The organism is Sphingobacterium allocomposti (genome assembly GCF_008124885.1).
GTDB classification, from domain to species: Bacteria; Bacteroidota; Bacteroidia; order Sphingobacteriales; family Sphingobacteriaceae; genus Sphingobacterium; species Sphingobacterium allocomposti.
In genome coordinates, this window is record NZ_VNHX01000007.1 from 73,821 (window position 1) to 91,048 (window position 17,228).

14 protein-coding genes are annotated in these 17,228 nt (G+C 48.2%); 7 read left to right on the forward strand and 7 right to left on the reverse strand.

Annotation, left to right across the window (positions count from 1 at the left end; genetic code table 11):
- Positions 1-6: 6 nt before the first annotated feature.
- Both rsmH and mraZ read right to left on the reverse strand, forming a co-directional pair.
- Positions 7-909, reverse strand: coding sequence for a 16S rRNA (cytosine(1402)-N(4))-methyltransferase RsmH (gene rsmH, locus BC792_RS07090; RefSeq protein WP_425262449.1), 903 nt, complete (start codon positions 907-909; stop codon positions 7-9).
- A gap of 4 nt (positions 910-913) precedes the next feature.
- Positions 914-1,387: a division/cell wall cluster transcriptional repressor MraZ gene (gene mraZ / locus BC792_RS07095; protein WP_148908297.1), complete on the reverse strand. Its 474-nt coding sequence runs from the start codon at positions 1,385-1,387 to the stop codon at positions 914-916.
- Positions 1,388-1,887: 500 nt separating this feature from the next.
- Between mraZ and aspS the strand changes: the two genes are divergently transcribed.
- Positions 1,888-3,651, forward strand: a complete 1,764-nt coding sequence (gene aspS, locus BC792_RS07100; protein ID WP_148908298.1) for an aspartate--tRNA ligase — start codon at positions 1,888-1,890, stop codon at positions 3,649-3,651.
- Between the two features lie 149 nt (positions 3,652-3,800).
- Positions 3,801-5,189 carry a LutB/LldF family L-lactate oxidation iron-sulfur protein gene (locus BC792_RS07105; RefSeq protein ID WP_148908299.1) on the forward strand — a complete coding sequence of 463 codons (1,389 nt, stop codon included), beginning with the start codon at positions 3,801-3,803 and terminating at the stop codon, positions 5,187-5,189.
- Positions 5,190-5,193: 4 nt separating this feature from the next.
- Here the strand turns inward: BC792_RS07105 and priA are convergent, their stop codons facing one another.
- Together priA and BC792_RS07115 are read right to left on the reverse strand one after the other, a co-directional pair.
- Complete coding sequence (priA, locus tag BC792_RS07110; RefSeq protein WP_148908300.1) at positions 5,194-7,674, reverse strand: replication restart helicase PriA; 2,481 nt, start codon at positions 7,672-7,674, stop codon at positions 5,194-5,196.
- Between the two features lie 261 nt (positions 7,675-7,935).
- Complete coding sequence (locus BC792_RS07115) at positions 7,936-8,325, reverse strand: DUF423 domain-containing protein (RefSeq protein ID WP_148908301.1); 390 nt, start codon at positions 8,323-8,325, stop codon at positions 7,936-7,938.
- A 208-nt stretch (positions 8,326-8,533) separates the two neighbouring features.
- Between BC792_RS07115 and BC792_RS07120 the strand changes: the two genes are divergently transcribed.
- From BC792_RS07120 to BC792_RS07140, 5 genes are all read left to right on the forward strand, one after another.
- Positions 8,534-11,155, forward strand: coding sequence for a PQQ-binding-like beta-propeller repeat protein (locus tag BC792_RS07120; protein WP_148908302.1), 2,622 nt, complete (start codon positions 8,534-8,536; stop codon positions 11,153-11,155).
- Between the two features lie 196 nt (positions 11,156-11,351).
- Positions 11,352-12,362, forward strand: coding sequence for a DHH family phosphoesterase (locus BC792_RS07125; protein ID WP_148908303.1), 1,011 nt, complete (start codon positions 11,352-11,354; stop codon positions 12,360-12,362).
- A gap of 21 nt (positions 12,363-12,383) precedes the next feature.
- Positions 12,384-13,343, forward strand: coding sequence for an FKBP-type peptidyl-prolyl cis-trans isomerase (locus BC792_RS07130; protein ID WP_148908304.1), 960 nt, complete (start codon positions 12,384-12,386; stop codon positions 13,341-13,343).
- 120 nt (positions 13,344-13,463) lie between these two features.
- Complete coding sequence (locus tag BC792_RS07135) at positions 13,464-14,246, forward strand: TatD family hydrolase (protein ID WP_148908305.1); 783 nt, start codon at positions 13,464-13,466, stop codon at positions 14,244-14,246.
- A 9-nt stretch (positions 14,247-14,255) separates the two neighbouring features.
- On the forward strand, positions 14,256-15,278 hold the full coding sequence (locus BC792_RS07140; RefSeq protein WP_148908306.1) for an asparaginase: 1,023 nt from the start codon (positions 14,256-14,258) through the stop codon (positions 15,276-15,278).
- An 89-nt stretch (positions 15,279-15,367) separates the two neighbouring features.
- Here the strand turns inward: BC792_RS07140 and BC792_RS07145 are convergent, their stop codons facing one another.
- From BC792_RS07145 to BC792_RS07155, 3 genes are read right to left on the reverse strand one after another with little or no spacing between them, the layout of a single operon-like run.
- Positions 15,368-16,117: a YoaK family protein gene (locus BC792_RS07145; RefSeq protein WP_148908307.1), complete on the reverse strand. Its 750-nt coding sequence runs from the start codon at positions 16,115-16,117 to the stop codon at positions 15,368-15,370.
- A complete protein-coding gene (locus tag BC792_RS07150; RefSeq protein WP_148908308.1) occupies positions 16,101-16,595 on the reverse strand; it encodes a hypothetical protein in 495 nt (164 codons plus the stop codon). The genes BC792_RS07145 and BC792_RS07150 overlap by 17 nt, the downstream gene beginning before the upstream one ends.
- Positions 16,588-17,112: a hypothetical protein gene (locus tag BC792_RS07155; RefSeq protein WP_148908309.1), complete on the reverse strand. Its 525-nt coding sequence runs from the start codon at positions 17,110-17,112 to the stop codon at positions 16,588-16,590. Before BC792_RS07155 ends, BC792_RS07150 begins: the two co-directional genes overlap by 8 nt.
- Between the last annotated feature and the right edge of the window lie 116 nt (positions 17,113-17,228).

A 17,228-nucleotide genomic window follows, 5' to 3' on the forward strand; every position in this document is an offset into this window, starting at 1 on the left:
AAAAAATTAAGCTTCCCGCTCAGCCACGCGCAGCTTCGCACTGCGGGCCCTATTGTTTAACTCCAGTTCAGCGGCACCGGCCGTGATCGCTTTCCGGCTAACCACCCGAAATGGCTTTATCTCATTCCCGAAGAAGTCCTTCTCCACCTCTCCTCTAAATTTTCCTTTTTGCATGAAGTTCTTAACCAGCCGATCCTCCAGCGAGTGATACGACATCACCACCAATCTCCCTCCTGGCTTTAGAACCGATACCGTCTGCTCCAAAAACTCCTGCAGCACGTCCAGCTCCTTATTCACCTCAATCCGCAACGCCTGAAACACCTGGGCATGATACTTATGCTCCTTCGCCCGGGGCACCAATGGCTTAATCACCTCTTTCAGATCCGACACCGTCTCAATACCCCCATTCAGGCGGGCCGTAACGATGGTTTTCGATAACGTCCGGGCATTCTGAATCTCCCCATACATCCCGAAAACCCTATGCAACTCCGCCTCGGGGTACGTTTGCAACACCATCTTCGCGTCGAGTTCGGAAACCTTATCCATCCGCATATCCAGATCAGCATCATAGCGAATGGAAAAACCACGATCGGGAGAATCAAACTGATGCGAAGAAACACCCAAATCTGCCAAAATACCATCAACCTCCTTCACCCCCAACAAACGCAGATTGTTTTTCAGAAACCTGAAATTATGGTGCACCAACGTAAACCGGGGATCATCAATAGCGTTATGGATAGCATCAGGATCCTGATCAAATGCAATCAGCCTACCGCCGTCGCCCAGCCGCTGTAATATCGCTCTCGAATGTCCGCCACCACCAAAAGTCACATCAACATACACGCCATCCGGCTTAATAGCAAGCGCATCCATACACTCCTGCAACATAACAGGCACATGATAACCCATCGAATTAGCCATCCAAACCTCCTTCCATATCAAATCCACCCATTACCTGTTCTGCCAGATCGGAAAAATCCTCCTCCGACAATGCCACCATCTGCTCTTCGTATTTCGGCTTCGACCAAACCTCTATCTTCTCCAGATTACACGCCAACACAAGCTCCGATCCAATCTCGGCATACTCCAGCAAACTCTTAGGTAGCAGCACCCGTCCCGCCGAATCGAGCATCAACTCTGTCGCCCCGCTCATAAACTTCCGCACAAACTCTCTGTTTTTGGTCTGAAACTGATTCAGCCGCGAAAGCTGCTTCAGAATCTTGTTCCATTCCGTACGTGTATAAATAACCAAATTTCTCTCGAAGCCACGGTTCACAACAAGCCCTTCACGCTCAACATCAGGCAGCTGCCTCTTGAGCCCGGCAGGAACAACCATCCTGCCTTTCGTGTCCAACTTGCATTCGTATTCTCCGATTAAAAAGTTCATTAGTCTATAAGCCTAACCTAAAATTAATGTAAAAGTATACACTTTCTCCCACTTTCTCCCACAATTTAACACAAAAAAGTTTTCCACAACACCCAAATACCTAGCCAACCGGCACAATACACCGTAAATATTTAATAAACAACCACTTGAATACATCAAGCAAGCTTTTCCCGCGACGGCAGGCAAAAATCCATGCCACCCCAAAAGAAATCTTCCTTGGGTCGTGCAAAAGCATTCCTGACACATTTTAACACATTTTCAACGACGATGTGGGAGAAAGTGGTAGAACAAGACAACAGTGACGCATCGCATTCTAGTCGCACACTTTTTCGTTATTCTGACGGAAATCCGATATTTTTGCTTTCAATCGTCAGCACCTGCTTGTTAAGGTCCAGGAAGCAACCGGTCCTATATGTGTATCGGTGTCCGTTCCCTATCAGCCAGGCGACAGGCCTGCAGGGGCATTAGTTCAAGTTTTAATTTTTATTTCACTATAGGAAATGTACAGAAGTCATAATTGCGGAGAGTTACGCGCGACACACGTTAACGAGGTAGTCACCCTTGCCGGATGGGTACAGAAATCACGGGATAAAGGTTTCATGGTTTGGGTGGATTTACGGGATCGCTACGGAGTTACGCAATTGATATTTGATGAAGCACGCTCGGAAGCGTCGTTAATGCAGTTAGCACGATCGCTGGGGCGCGAATTTGTCGTCCAGGTAAAAGGCACGGTCATCGAACGGGAATCGAAAAACAAAAACATACCGACTGGCGACATCGAGGTTCTGGTCAACGAGTTAACCATCCTGAACAAAGCCCAGGTCCCCCCTTTCACCATTGAGGACGAAACAGACGGGGGCGAAGACATCCGCATGAAACACCGGTACCTTGACATACGGCGGAACCCTGTTAAAAACAACCTGTTGTTCCGTCATAAGGTAGCTCAGGAAGTCCGCAATTATCTATCCAACCTCGATTTTTGCGAGGTCGAAACACCTTATCTGATCAAGTCCACTCCGGAAGGTGCCCGCGACTTTATTGTACCGTCACGGATGAATCCGGGCCAGTTTTACGCCCTGCCGCAGTCTCCTCAAACGTTCAAACAACTGTTGATGGTAGCGGGAATGGACAGGTATTTTCAGATCGTGAAATGCTTCCGCGACGAGGATTTACGGGCAGACCGCCAGCCGGAGTTTACACAGGTCGACTGCGAAATGTCCTTTATTGAACAAGAAGACATTTTGAACGTTTTCGAAGGATTAACGCGTCACCTACTGAAAACGATCCATAATATCGACATTGAAAAGTTCCCACGCATGACATTTGAGGAAGCCATGCGCCGATACGGAAATGATAAACCGGACATCCGTTTTGGCATGGAGTTCGGCGAACTCAACGCCGTTGCACAGCACAAAGCCTTTTCCGTGTTCAACACAGCGGAACTCGTCGTGGGCATTGCTGTACCGGGAGGAGCTTCGTATACGCGGAAACAGATCGACGAATTAATAGAGTGGGTTAAACGTCCGCAGGTAGGGGCCTCGGGTATGGTGTACTGCAAGTGTGAGCCGGACGGAACGTTTAAGTCGTCTGTCGACAAGTTCTACGATCAGGCTGACCTTGCCCAGTGGGCAGAAGCCACCGGCGCACAGGCCGGCGACCTCATACTGGTGCTCTCCGGACCGGCAGACAAGACGCGTAGCCAGCTCAGCGCGCTCCGTATGGAGCTCGGCAACCGGCTGGGATTACGGAAGCCGGACGAATTTGCTCCACTGTGGGTAGTCGATTTCCCGCTTCTGGAATGGGACGAAGAGACCGGACGTTACCACGCCATGCATCACCCGTTCACTTCGCCGAAGAAAGAAGACATGCACCTGCTGGATACCGATCCGGGGAAAGTGCGTGCCAATGCCTACGACTTGGTCTTAAACGGAAATGAAATCGGAGGCGGTTCTATACGTATTCATGACAAGGAAACACAAGCCCTGATGTTTAAACACCTCGGATTTACGCAGGAGCAGGCGCAAGAGCAATTCGGCTTTCTGATGAATGCTTTTCAATACGGTGCTCCGCCGCACGGGGGGCTGGCATTTGGCCTTGACCGTCTAGTGGCCATTTTAGGTGGGCAGGAAACCATCCGCGACTTTATCGCCTTCCCAAAAAACAATGCGGGACGCGACGTCATGATCGACGCCCCCGCCCGGGTCGACGCAGCACAGCTGGAAGAGTTGAGCCTTGCCTTAGCACTGCAGGAAAAAACGCAGTAGAACAGCGTATAGCATGACACAACAAAAACTCCGGCCCCACACCTGCGCCGGAGTTTTTTACATCCGTCCGAAGAGCCGCCGAAACAAAAAAAGAGCCCTCGTGGGTGGCAGACCTTGTTAATCTTTTAGAAAAAGATTAGCTTTACCACATGGGAGAGCATGTTGCCGAGAAGTTTTTAAAAGATAGCGCAGTAAAGTCCTTCGACCTGCGCCACCGGGAAATTGTCAACACCAATATAGGCAAGTACAATCTCGCTTTTGAGTACGGCAAAAGCAAATTTTTTGACCTGGAAAACTCCAAAAAGAAAGCGCATCTCATCAAATGGAAGGCCATCGAAAACCTTGACCGATATCTACTCGATTTCGAAGCCAATTTTACGCGGCGGGGAGGTAAAGTAATATGGGCCAACGACGCAGAAGAAGCACGCGTGGAGATCGCACGCATACTAGAAGAGGTAGATGCTAAATCTGTTGTCAAATCAAAATCCATGGCCACGGAAGAAATTGAACTCAACCAGTTTCTCGAGAAGAAGGGCATCGAAAGCATAGAAAGTGATCTCGGCGAGTTCATCATACAACTTTTAAAGCAGAAACCCTATCATTTTGTGACACCGGCCATGCACCTCAGCCTCGAGGAAATTGCGCAGCTGTTTCACGAAAAATTCGGCACACCGTTGGACGCTACAGCTGACCAGCTGACTGTTAAAGCACGGGAGCTGCTGCGCGACAGATACGCCGCTGCCGATGTCGGGATTACCGGAGGCAATTTTATGGTCGCCGACACCGGTAGCATTGCCATAACCGAAAACGAAGGGAATGCTCGCCTGACAACCACCTTCCCAAAGGTGCACATCGCCGTTGTAGGCCTTGAGAAAATTATTCCGAGCCTGCAGGATCTAGACTTATTCTGGCCGCTTTTAGCCTCGCATGGCACAGGACAGAACCTAACGGTATACAACTCGATTTTAAGCGGACCCCGTCAGCCGGGCGAGACCGATGGGCCCGACCAGATGTATGTAATCATCCTGGATAACGGACGGACAAACCTGCTCGCCCAAAAAGATCAGCGCCAGGGTCTATATTGCATCCGTTGCGGCGCGTGCCTCAACGTGTGCCCGGTATATCAGAATATCGGCGGCCACACCTATGATACCACGTACCAAGGCCCCATCGGATCGCTCATCGCCCCCCACCTCAACGGTCTGAAGGAATTCAAACACCTTAGCTTCGCCTCTTCCCTTTGCGGGAAATGTACGGAGGTATGTCCGGTAGGAATAGACATCCAGAAAATGCTACTACTGAACCGCCGTGACAGCGTCGAACAAAATCTCTCCCCAAATAGCGAGAAAAAAGCATGGAAAGGATTCGCCTACGTCCTCCAACGTCGGAGCCTGCTCGACTTTCTGGGCGGGAAGATGAAAAACTTCTTTCTCAAAACGCTGTTTAGGAAGACTTGGGGTAAGCATCGGGAGTTACCGAAAATAGCCGACAAATCCTTTTCCAGACAATGGAAAGAACAGGAGAAGTCCGGCAAATAAATACTTAATAGGGATCTACATCAATCGAAATACGAATCCCTCTATTTGCTTTATCCTGTTCAAACTGCAAGATAGCTTGCCGGATCAGTTCCTTGACTTTGGCAATACTTACATTGTTGCGTTCTATCTTTAAGGTAACTGTTTGTATAAAGTGATTCCGGATCCGCGAGATCAATGGCGGCTCCGGGCCGAGGACCCTACTGCCCAGCTGTACGCGGAGCAGATCCGCCATCCGTAGCGCTCCATCATGCACCACCTGCATATCCGTATGTTTCAGGTCTACCTTTATCAGCCTATAAAACGGCGGATACAGATAATTCTTCCGTTCTTTTACTTCGGTCATAAACATAGCCTCGTAGTCGTGCTGTATCACCTGTTCGAGCACGCGGTGGTTCGGTGTATACGTCTGTATGATAACTTTTCCCTCGCGCTGTCTCCGCCCTGCGCGCCCCGCCACCTGTGAAAATAACGAGAATGCGCGCTCGTAGGCCCTAAAATCGGGAAAGTTGATCATCGCATCGGCATTGATAATACCGATAAGACTGACACGCCCAAAGTCGAGCCCTTTAGCAACCATCTGCGTACCGATTAAGATGTCGAATTCGTGGTCATCGAAGGCCGAGATAATCTTGTCGAAGCCGTATTTTCCCTTCGTCGAATCCAGATCCAGCCGGCCGATTCTCGCCTGGGGGATGAGCAGCTCAAGCTCCTCTTCCACCCTCTCGGTGCCAAAACCCTTGCTCTCGATATGAGGCATCCCACAGGCCGGACACACCTGAACGGGGGGCTCCGTATGTCCGCAGTAATGGCAATGCAGATGATTTGTCGATTTATGGTATGTCAGGCTCACATCGCAGTTTATACATTTCGCCACCCAGCCGCACGTACTACATTGCACGAACGGCGTGTGTCCCCGCCTGTTCTGAAACAAGATAACCTGCTCCTTCCGTTCCAGGGCTTCCGTTATCTCCTTCAGCAGGATGCCGCTGAAATAGGAAAACATCTGCTCCTTCCGTCCCTCCTCTGCGATATTGATCACCTCAATAGCCGGCAGCTTTGCATCTCCAAAACGTTCTGTCAGCGCAACCAGTCCATACTTTCCGGCTTTCGCATTGTAATAGCTTTCGATCGATGGTGTGGCCGATCCCAGCAACACTTTCGCGCCGTGTACGTACGCTAAATATATAGCGGTATCCCGGGCATGATACCGCGGTGCCGGATCATACTGCTTATACGAACTTTCGTGCTCCTCGTCGACAACGACGAGGTCCAGATCCTGAAATGGCAGGAAAATCGAAGAGCGGGCGCCGATAACGACCTTATATTCGCCCTTCAATACTTTATACCATACTTCAGCCCGTTCGTTATCGTTGAACTTCGAGTGGTACACACCAAGCTTTTCGCCGAAATGCAACTTCAGTCTATCGGTAATCTGGGTGGTCAGCGCGATTTCGGGCAACAGGTACAGTACATTTTTTCCCCGTTGAAGCACCTCTTCAATTAGACGGATATATAGCTGCGTCTTTCCTGACGCCGTAACGCCATGCAGCAGCACAACGTCTTTTTCCCGAAATTCCTGTTTAACCCGCTCAAACGCCTCCTGCTGTTTCTCATTGAAGACAAAGGCTGACGTTACTTCGACCTCCTCGCCGCCCAGCCGTGACACTATTTTCTCTTCTGTACGAAAAACGCCTTTTTCGATAAGCGAAGTGACAACAGACGAGCCTACCCCTGTTGCCTCCATAATATCTTGTCTCGTCACCTCCGTTTTCGTCTTCCGCAGCTGCAGAAAGGCCAGCACCGCATCCTGCTGCTTAGGTGCCCGGTTAAGGGAATCCAGCAGGATACGCACCGCTTCCCCATCAGCAAATTCCGGCGCAAAAACGAGAAAAGATTTCCGCTTTGGTTTAAACTTATCTTTTATCTCTTCGGATATCAGGATATATCCCTGGTCGAACAGCGATTTCAACAGGGGAAAGACCGTTTTCTGACCGAGGAGTTTAATAATGTCATTCACCGTAAGTTCGCTGGCGACCTCCAAAGCCTCCATAACCATATATCCTTTATCGGAAAGCAGGGACCGATCCAGATCTTCGCGCCCCGAAGCCACAATCTTCGTCTCGCTCGCCATCTTCATGACAGCGGGCAGAGCGGCCTGCATCACCTCGCCCATATAGCACATATAGTAGTCGGCCATCCACTCCCAGAGGGCCAGTTGGGCGGCGTCTACCACAGCATGCTCATCGATAAGGTTCAAGATATATTTGGCCTCATAATTTAACGGAGCTTCCGATGAAATCCGATAAATAACGGCCGAATAAATCTTGTTCCGGCCAAACTGAACGATCACCCGTTTTCCTACAGCGACCTGTGCGTTCCATTCCAAGGGCACACGGTACGTATAGGTCTTCGCTATGTGCAGCGGCAAAATAACCTCTACAAATAAGGTTTCACGGTCCAGCTGAAATAATGAGGCTTCCGACATAACAGCAAATGTAACAAAACCGCCATGTACTACCATGGCGTCATCAACGAAAAAAACAATTCTTATGAGTGGCGGATGCCGTTGCTGATGCTACGGGATTTGCTATGCCCTAAGGCCACGCGGCCGGCTATCGCAATTTTAGAAGGCTACCCTATTTACGGGCTTCAAAGCGGAAGGATGCTAAGGTTGTCAAAAGCTGAAACGGGCATTGTGATAAACGTCCGAACGCTCCCTCCGCACACGGCAACTTACTTCAGATGTCTATGAGCGGTTTCGTAGGGCGGCTACAAACAGGCCGACCCAGCCGACAATAAAACAAAGCCCCCCGAGTGGAGTAACAGGACCAAGCAGTCGCATGCTTTCCATCCCGAGCAATTCCCGGACACTTAACAGGTACAAGGAGCCAGAGAATAACAGTATACCCAATGTAAAAGCAATAAACGAAACACGGATAGATGCATTCTTCGCTCTAGAAAAGGTAGACAAGAATAATAAAGCCAACGTATGATAAAAGTGGTACTGGTTCCCCGTCTTCCAGGTATCCAGATGATAGTCACTAATTTTCCCTTCTAATCCATGTGCACCAAATGCTCCCAATATCACAGCGGTAAGCCCAAAAAAGGCCGCTGTCAATATAATTTGTTTATTCATAAAAGAGATTAAAATCTAATGTATCTTTTTTGCGCATATAAATGTATAAAATATAAGGCATATTGCGCTTAAACTTCGTGAATTTTTAAACCGTCCGCTTTGAAACGGCCGTTAGCTGCCGCACGGCGCGGGTACTCTACCAAAATTCAGGGAGATCAAACAAATACACTTTATTTTTTTATTTTTGGGTAGATACAGGCTTAGTGCGATGAGAAACACGATTATAACAACGATTTTACTATTCATAGCGGTCATTGGAGCTTCCATATATTATTTCGCCAATCTGGACGGTGACAAAAAGAAGACACTACGTCCCATGACCTTTCTTCCAAAAGAGACCTTCCTCATCGCAACCCTAAACAATGATGCCACATCCGACAATATATTTAAGGACTTCGAGATATTCGACGCACTCGTTGGCAGCGAAGCTATACAGCGATGGACATCATTGAAAGCGAAAATCCTGAGAAATGCCTCCTTACAACCTTATGTAGACGGTGTCGAAATGTACATATCTTTTCACCCTGAAAAAGAACAGATCACACCTCTATTTACCATCCCCACGCTGACTCCTGTCGAGAAAGCAGATCTTCCGGCCATCGTCGATGAGCTCCGAAAAACCTATCAGGTAACGCAAAAGGATACGCTGGGCAGCCGGTTTTTTAGCTTTTCCGGAGAGGAAGCAGCAGACGTGTTTCATGTACTTTACCATGAGGGGATATTTTTTGCCTCTTACTCCGCCCCCCTTCTGCATCAGATTTTAGACGACAACGCGGCCAAGCTGGAAAAAGCGCATATAGATTACTTCATAGACAACAACAACCGGAACTCACCGATGAGTGTCTATTTTATACATGATCAGATTCCGCAGATCGCTAAGCAGGTATTACGCCGTAAGTCAGGCGATACGCTGGGCCTCTTTGAACAACTTGGCGGAAAATCTGCATGGAATCTGAATTTTAAAAACGACGCACTGATACTCAGCGGCGAGAGTGAGACTTCCGGAAAAAAAGACAACTACCTTGAAATATACGGGCATCAAGCGAAGACGACCCAAAGTTTGTATAACGTCTTTCCCGAGAGCACAGCCAGCTACCTATCATTCGCGATCAGCGATACCGCGCGGTTCAGACAAGATCTGACGGCGTTATTCACGGCGAGGCAGGAGCTGGATCAGCTTCAGCAGCAATTCTCCCAGATCAAGAGAGATAAAGGCGTATCGTTCGAGACCGATTTGCGTCCGGCATTCGGACGGGAGTTTGCTGTTGTCGAGCAGAGCAACCAAACGACGTTGGCCTTTGTGGTGCTGGCCGACACAGCAGCGTGGAGACAGGCTGCGGCGCCCATTGTGTCGGAAGTCGCAGATTCCATATACCGGTTCAACCACGCCAATATACCGTATGCCCTATTCGGAGACCCGTTAAAAGCATTCTCCCGCCCCTATTTCATACGCCTAAAGAACATCTTGGTGCTGGCTAATCACCAAAGCCTGCTTCACACCTATCAGCAGGACTGGCGGCGGTCGGACCTGCTGATCAACACGCTGGGATTCAAAAATTTCGAGCGAATACAAGGGAATGAAGCCAATATAACCTACTTCCTCCGTACGCGGACGGCAGCAGGTACGGTCAGCAATTTATTAAAGCCCGCATACGCAAAAAACTTTCAGGACAAGGACAATTTTGGCTACCAAGATTTCTACTCCTGGTCGGTCCAGATATCGGGAAACAGCGGAACGTTTCTTTCCAGTATCTATGGCATATACAAAAGCAAAAGCGCTTTAGGCGCTACGCCGGCGTGGACCTATGCGTTTGAGAACCGCCCAATAACGGCTCCCGCCGTGTTTGAACATTCCGATACCAGCCAGTTCATCCTCATTCAGGAACAGGATCATACCGTGCATGCGATCCATCCGACAGGAAAAAAACTGTGGTCGGCGGTTTTCCATGGCCGGATCGTCGGGCAAACCCAGCAGCTGGCGGACCGTTCGCTTGTTTCGGTTACGGACCGTAATCAACTGTATCGCTTTGATCCTTTTGGCAACTCCCTCCCGGGCTTTTCATTACATATGCCTTACGAGCCTTCGTACTCGCCGACCATCGCTCAGGTAGGCCGGGAGCAGCTGATATTTGTTCCGGCCGGCCGACGTATAGCTGTATATACCCTCGAAGGCAAAAAAGTAACGGATTGGGATCATGTCGAACTGGACGGCCGCATATTATTCGACATCAAAGTTAAAAACGACCGTGTATTCGTGGGCACCGACCGCGGACACTTCTATCAGTTTGGTGCGGACGGCGAACTGCAAAAAGAAGTCGTAATCGAGGGAAGCCATTTTAAAAACCCCATTGGACTGGCCGACAACACACAAAAGCAAACCGCCATTTACGCAGTGGATACAGCGGGAAATCTGTTATCAATCGACTTCGAGCACACACCTGCGAAAAGTAGCCTGGGCGCTTCGGCCCCCGAAGCTATCGTCGCGTTTTCGCCACAGGGGAACGAGGATGCGAGATCTATAGTGGCCATCGACCAGAAACAACTGCTGTTACGGGACATACAGGACAGCGCGACCCACCATGAATATACCTTTACGCAGATCATCGAGGACCGTCCACAGCTGTTTGCCGCAAACGGTGGAGGCCGCCTCCTTGGGATCGCAGTTCGTGGCAGTTCACTGATATACCTTTTCGACGAACAAGGAGAACTTCTGGACGGGTTTCCCGTAGAGGCACTGCCCGGCTTTTACTACGGAAAGATAGACTATAACAGCGCTCCTTACCTGTTATGTATACGTCGGGATAAAAAGCTGTATGCTTTTAAAAACTGAGCAAACGACGCCGGATAAAAAACGGCGGTTTTATCGGGGACACAACAACCACAGGATGCAGCATGAAAACCGTAAATTTGTAGGACCCGCCGGGTTGCGCAAGCCACTAAGGATTAACATTTTTTTAAGCATTCTTATGCTTAAAAAATTTCCTTAACCAATAAAATTATAGTAGGTTTGCAAACTTAGAATACATATGCTGACAGGAGAAAATAATTTACAGTTACTCGCTACACCTAAAAACATTGTTGTTACCACCCATCACAAACCAGATGGAGACGCACTAGGCTCTTCATTAGGTTTATACCACTGGCTGAAGGCTAAAGGACATGTTGTACAGATCGTGTTATCGTCGGATTTTCCTTCCTTTTTAGATTGGATGCCGGGCAGCGAGCAAGTAATTATTTATCCACAGGCTCCCGACGTGGCCGAGAAGCTGCTGAAAGAGGCCGACATCATTTTCTGCTTAGACTATAGCGCACTAAGCCGTACAAACGTGCTAGAACCGATTATCCGTTTAGCTGAAGGGCAGAAGTGGATGATTGATCATCATCTGGATCCCGAAGATTTTGCTGCCGTAAGCTATTGGGATCCGAACGCCGCCGCAACGGCCCAACTGATATACACCTTTATCTGCGACGTTAATGGCGACCGCGGGGCGCTGACGTCCGATATTGCAACGTGTCTATATGCAGGCATCATGACAGACACGGGATCATTCCGGTTTCGTTCGACCACCGCAGCGGTACACCAGATTATTGCCCAATTAATTGAAGCTGGCGCAAAAAACTGGGAGATTCACGAGTATGTATATAATAGCTCAACGGAAAACCGTCTGAAGTTTTTGGGCTACTGCCTATTAAACTGCCTCGAAGTTATTCCTGAATACAACACGGCGATCTTTGCCGTGACCAAAGACGATCTCGAGAAGTTCGAGGTTACCACGGGCGACACCGAGGGGCTGGTGAATTACGCATTATCCGTTAAAGGCATTCGATTAGCTGCGTTATTTATTGACAGAACCGAATTAATTAAATTATCTTTGCGATCAATTGGCGAGATTCCATGCAATGAAATCTGTAAAAAGTATTTCAACGGAGGAGGACACCTGAATGCGTCGGGAGGCAGTTCCAACGAGGAATTAGGCGCCGTCGTTAACAAGTTTAAATCGATATTACCAGAATATAAAGAAATATTAACAAAATAACTTAGTGATTATATCAACAAAATGAAGAAATCAATTTTATTCCTATCGGCAGCTGTCACCTTGTTAGCGACTGCAGCTTGTCAGAATTTTAAGAAGGGCGACGGCGGTCTCGAATATAAAATCGTAGAAGATGCCGGAGGCGAGAAAGCAAAAGCCGGAGACCTATTATCCGTTGACATGATTGTCAAGTCAGACCGAAAAGATTCTTTACTGCAAAGTACATATGATATTGGCCTGCCGCAGATTGTAAATATAGCTCCAGATTCTATTCCGGGCTTATATCCAGGCGATTATAACTCGATGTTCAAATTACTCGGCGAGGGCGATAGCGCTATCTTCCGCTTAAATCTGGATACGATGGCTGCGAAGACCGGACAACCAAAGCCTGAATTTGCGGACAAGTTTGTTACCTTCACCATCAAAGTAAGAAAGCATTTCAAAAAAGGCAACCTAACCGATTCAGCCTTATACGCTCAGATCGACCAATATTTCAAGGGTGAGATCGAAGGACTTAAAAAAGCCGAAGAGGGCAAACTGGCCGGATATATTGCCAGCAACAAGCTAGAGCCGAAGAAAACAGCATCAGGTCTGCAATATGTTGTTTCGTCTGAAGGAAGCGGAAACAAGCCTGCGGTTGGCGACACGGTGGTTGTTAACTACACCGGTACACTGGTATCAGGAAAAGTATTTGACACCAACAACGCTGACATCGCAAAGAAAAACAACACGTTTAACCCGATGCGTCAATACGAACCTATCCGTTTCCGTCTTGGACACGATCCAGTTATCCAAGGGTGGACAGAAGGCCTACAGTTGTTCAGCAAAGGAACAAAAGCGACGTTATTGGTACCTTCTAGCTTAGGTTATGGCGAACGTGGCGGCGGTGCTATTCCTCCATATGCGCCGTTAGTGTTCGATGTGGAACTGGTAGACATCATTCCTGGTCCGAAAGCACCGGCAGACTCTACAGCAAACAACTAAGTATCTTATCAGATTAACAATAAAAACGCGGGATTATTATTAATCTCGCGTTTTTTCGTATTACGCTATGTCTTCTTATACGAAAGTCCTAAATTTAGCCGCGTTATCTTTTATATAGCTATGTCTTTTGAACCATATGTCCTAACGGATACACACACACATATATATTACCACGCAGGAACCGGGAAACTGGAAGAACAGATGCAGCGGTGTTTCGACCACCGTATCGAAAGGCTGTTTTTACCAAATGTAGACACGGAGTCTGTTTCTGCCGTATTCCAAACGGTAAACGACTATCCCGAACATTGCTTTCCGATGTTAGGCCTTCACCCCTGTTCGGTCAAGGAATCGTACAAAGACGACCTTCGGCAGCTGGAGCACCTACTCTCTGTGCATAAGGTATATGCCATTGGCGAAATCGGCCTTGACCTGTATTGGGACAAAAGTACGCTGGCGTTTCAAAAAGAGGCATTCCGCATACAGGTCGGTTGGGCGAAATCCCTCGGTCTTCCAATCGATATACACTGCCGCGAAGCATTCGATGAACTCTTCGTGCTCCTGAACGAGTTGAAAGACGACAGGCTATTCGGCGTCCTTCACTGTTTCACGGGCAACCTACAGCAGGCCCATCAGGCTATTGAACTCGGCTTCTCGCTGGGAATCGGCGGCGTGGTCACATTCAAAAGGGCCGGCTTAGATCTCGTTGTAAAAGAAATAGATCTCTCGCATATCGTATTGGAAACGGACGCCCCCTACCTCGCGCCCGTACCCTTCCGGGGAAAAGAAAACGAAAGCAGCTATCTGCACCATATCGCCCAAAAAGTCGCCGACCTACACGAAGTCGACCTGGCTACCGTCGCCAAAATCACGACCGAAAACGCTAAAAAAATATTTGGGATTTAAGCATTAACCATGCAGAACATATTTATTATTTACACAGGTGGAACCATAGGAATGGTTAAAGATCCGGATACCGGCACCTTCGTCCCGTTTGACTTCGAGCTGATCGCGAGAAACCTACCCGATCTGGCCCGATTAAATTATAGACTGACCGTACACTCCTTTACGCCGATCATCGACTCTTCGAACATGAAGCCATCAATATGGTTGGAAATGGCCCAGATTATCAAAGACAACTATGAACATTACGACGGCTTTGTCATCTTACATGGATCAGACACGATGTCGTTCTCGGCTTCCATCTTAAGCTTTATGCTGGAAGGACTACAAAAGCCGGTTATTCTTTCCGGATCTCAGCTGCCAATCGGCGAAATACGAACCGACGCAAGGGAAAACATGATGACAGCCTTGGAAATCGCATCGGCTAAAGAGAATGGAAAGGCCATCATCCAGGAGGTATGTATACTTTTTGATAACAAGCTGTTCCGCGGAAACCGGTCGTTCAAATACAATTCGGCAAAATTTGAAGCGTTCCGCTCGCCCAACTATCCCGTACTGGCAGAAGCCGGCATACACATCAACTACAACCGGGAGGCCCTGCTCGATAATACCGATAAGGAATTTATCCTGCACACCGAACTCGACAACCGCGTGGGCGTTCTAAAGCTTTTTCCGGGCATCAGTCCCGACTTCATACGTGCTATACTCGACGCCGACGTCCGCAGTATCGTCATGGAGACATTCGGATCGGGCAACACAATGACCGACGAATGGTTTTTAGATATGTTGGCGGCCGCAGTAAAAAATGGCAAGAATATCCTCGACATTTCGCAATGTAAGGTAGGATCGGTTGAGCTGGGCAGGTACGAGACATCTCAAGGACTGAAAGCTATCGGCGTTCTAAACGGGTACGATATGACGTTCGAAGCCGCCGTTACCAAGTTGATGTATCTACAGGGACAATTTGATGATCAGGAATCCGTAGCATATTGGGTCGAAAAGAACATTCGCGGTGAACTGACAGTAAACGACTAAACGGGCAAAAAGACCGATAGAAAAAGAGGTTGGTGAACTGCGTCACCAAACCTCCTCTTACTATACATATAATCAACCGTTTTCTTTTTTTACGCGGGACAGGTTTCCCGACGTCTTTTTATAAATAGCTGTTTCACGCGCGTCAGTTTATAAAAATCGTACAGTGCAATGATCAGCAGGATCGCGCAGGTCAGGTAGAAGGTTCCGTTTTGAAGATAGAGATAGCCCAACCCCGCAAACAGACCGCCGAGTACGTACGCGATCATAATCGTGAGCAGCAAGTGAAATTTGTCTACCAACGCCTTGTTTTCCCGGTTCTCACGTTTACTGAACATGGACACCAGAATGGCCAGGTCTGTCGTCAGTCCTGTCAGGTGCGTGGTTTTCACGACAGAGTTTGAAATACTTGCCGTAAGCCCGTTCTGGAGCCCCATGGCAAACAGCAGCGCGGCAACCAGAAACTCCGTCTCCTGCAACGTATTTTTATAGAAAAAGTCCAGATATATCCCTACAAACAGAATACTTAAAAATTCCAGCATCACGGGTATAGCATGAGAAATATATTGGCTCCAACGTCCTTTCCCTTGGATAATCACGAAATTGGACAGGAAACTTCCGATAAAAAACAGAAGTATCCACAGCAGCACGACCGCCCCTTGATACCAGTTGCCCTTGCTCAGCTCCTGCGCAAATACAGCATAGTACCCCGTCACGTTCGACGTGAACGCAAAAAATACGGTAACCGATGCTACGTTAACCATGCCCGCCGAAAAGGCCGTCAGCCCACCTAGCTTCAGATTATCACCTAATGTTCTATGATTGCTATACTTTCTTAGCATACTGGTCTATCTGTCCCTTTCTTTCCAAAACAATTTCAATAATTCCCTTTACCTGCAGGTCGAAGTTTAAATGCAGCACCAGCTTATCTTTACTGATTTGCTGGATCTGAAAACTCTCCACGGTCTTTCCGTCCTTCCGCACTTCCAGCACGTGCCCTCTACCCTTGATAACCCATTCCAGTCCGTTACCCTGTCCAGCTTCTGCCGACTCGAGCGTACCATCCTTGTAAAAGCGCCACACGCCGAGATGCAGATCCTCAATATTCTGAAGGATTTCCCTCTTCAACCGTTCCTGCAACTCAGATGTCGAAGCCGACGCCGGCGTCGCGTTCGCCTTCTCCAGGCGCCAGTCTTTCTCAACCCACTCGCCCTGAATCAAACGTTCAGGGTTCTCATGGTACATAACGGTCAACGACGCTCCGATTAACAGCAGCGCCACAAACACGTAGTTTATCTTAATCAATACATCCCTACTCATAGCTAACCTTCCATCCTTTCCTGAAAAAAATACTGTCCATTGTATCGATATTGTCCGTCTCGTTTCCTACGACAGGCAGCGAAACAACTTCGGGCAATGCTTCCAACCCAACAGCTTTCAACACGTTCAATATGTCAAAAGAATGACGGTTGAAAAAACGGAATCCGTATGTCTCCGGTAGCACCACTTGCGTAATGCGGTTTCCTTTCAGATAATTCCGTACATAACGCGCATTTTTTGAAATCAACAGATCCGCGTACATCTCCACGACCGTCTGTTTAAAACGCGACTTGATCATCTCACAACCCTTAACAAAATCTTCGCCCTGCAGCCTCGCCAGATGATCATCTTTGGTAAAGCCCAGCAGTCCGGTAATAGAATCGCCAAGATCATATCCACAAACTAACACCAATTCGACCCGTTGATTATCAACATTGTTCTCTAAGTATTCCAACGCTATACGCAAAGAATCTACGGTGAAATCTGTAGGAACAAGAACACGCTGTATACCTGACATAAACTTTATTTTAATACAAAGGTAGGTCGCGCACATAGCAACGGCATGAAACCGCTATTAGATTTCCATTAGACTTTAAGGCAGAAGATTAAAACAGGATTAGAAAATAAAGAAAG

What these genes read in the sequence shown, in the direction of transcription:
- BC792_RS07140 (WP_148908306.1), top strand. Translation starts at nt 14,256, where the DNA reads ATGCAGAACATATTTATTATTTACACAGGTGGAACCATAGGAATGGTT.
- BC792_RS07115 (WP_148908301.1), bottom strand. Translation starts at nt 8,325, where the DNA reads ATGAATAAACAAATTATATTGACAGCGGCCTTTTTTGGGCTTACCGCT.
- BC792_RS07155 (WP_148908309.1), bottom strand. Translation starts at nt 17,112, where the DNA reads ATGTCAGGTATACAGCGTGTTCTTGTTCCTACAGATTTCACCGTAGAT.
- BC792_RS07150 (WP_148908308.1), bottom strand. Translation starts at nt 16,595, where the DNA reads ATGAGTAGGGATGTATTGATTAAGATAAACTACGTGTTTGTGGCGCTG.
- BC792_RS07145 (WP_148908307.1), bottom strand. Translation starts at nt 16,117, where the DNA reads ATGCTAAGAAAGTATAGCAATCATAGAACATTAGGTGATAATCTGAAG.
- priA (WP_148908300.1), bottom strand. Translation starts at nt 7,674, where the DNA reads ATGTCGGAAGCCTCATTATTTCAGCTGGACCGTGAAACCTTATTTGTA.
- BC792_RS07130 (WP_148908304.1), top strand. Translation starts at nt 12,384, where the DNA reads ATGAAGAAATCAATTTTATTCCTATCGGCAGCTGTCACCTTGTTAGCG.
- BC792_RS07125 (WP_148908303.1), top strand. Translation starts at nt 11,352, where the DNA reads ATGCTGACAGGAGAAAATAATTTACAGTTACTCGCTACACCTAAAAAC.
- aspS (WP_148908298.1), top strand. Translation starts at nt 1,888, where the DNA reads ATGTACAGAAGTCATAATTGCGGAGAGTTACGCGCGACACACGTTAAC.
- BC792_RS07120 (WP_148908302.1), top strand. Translation starts at nt 8,534, where the DNA reads ATGAGAAACACGATTATAACAACGATTTTACTATTCATAGCGGTCATT.
- BC792_RS07135 (WP_148908305.1), top strand. Translation starts at nt 13,464, where the DNA reads ATGTCTTTTGAACCATATGTCCTAACGGATACACACACACATATATAT.
- BC792_RS07105 (WP_148908299.1), top strand. Translation starts at nt 3,801, where the DNA reads ATGGGAGAGCATGTTGCCGAGAAGTTTTTAAAAGATAGCGCAGTAAAG.
- mraZ (WP_148908297.1), bottom strand. Translation starts at nt 1,387, where the DNA reads ATGAACTTTTTAATCGGAGAATACGAATGCAAGTTGGACACGAAAGGC.
- rsmH (WP_425262449.1), bottom strand. Translation starts at nt 909, where the DNA reads ATGGGTTATCATGTGCCTGTTATGTTGCAGGAGTGTATGGATGCGCTT.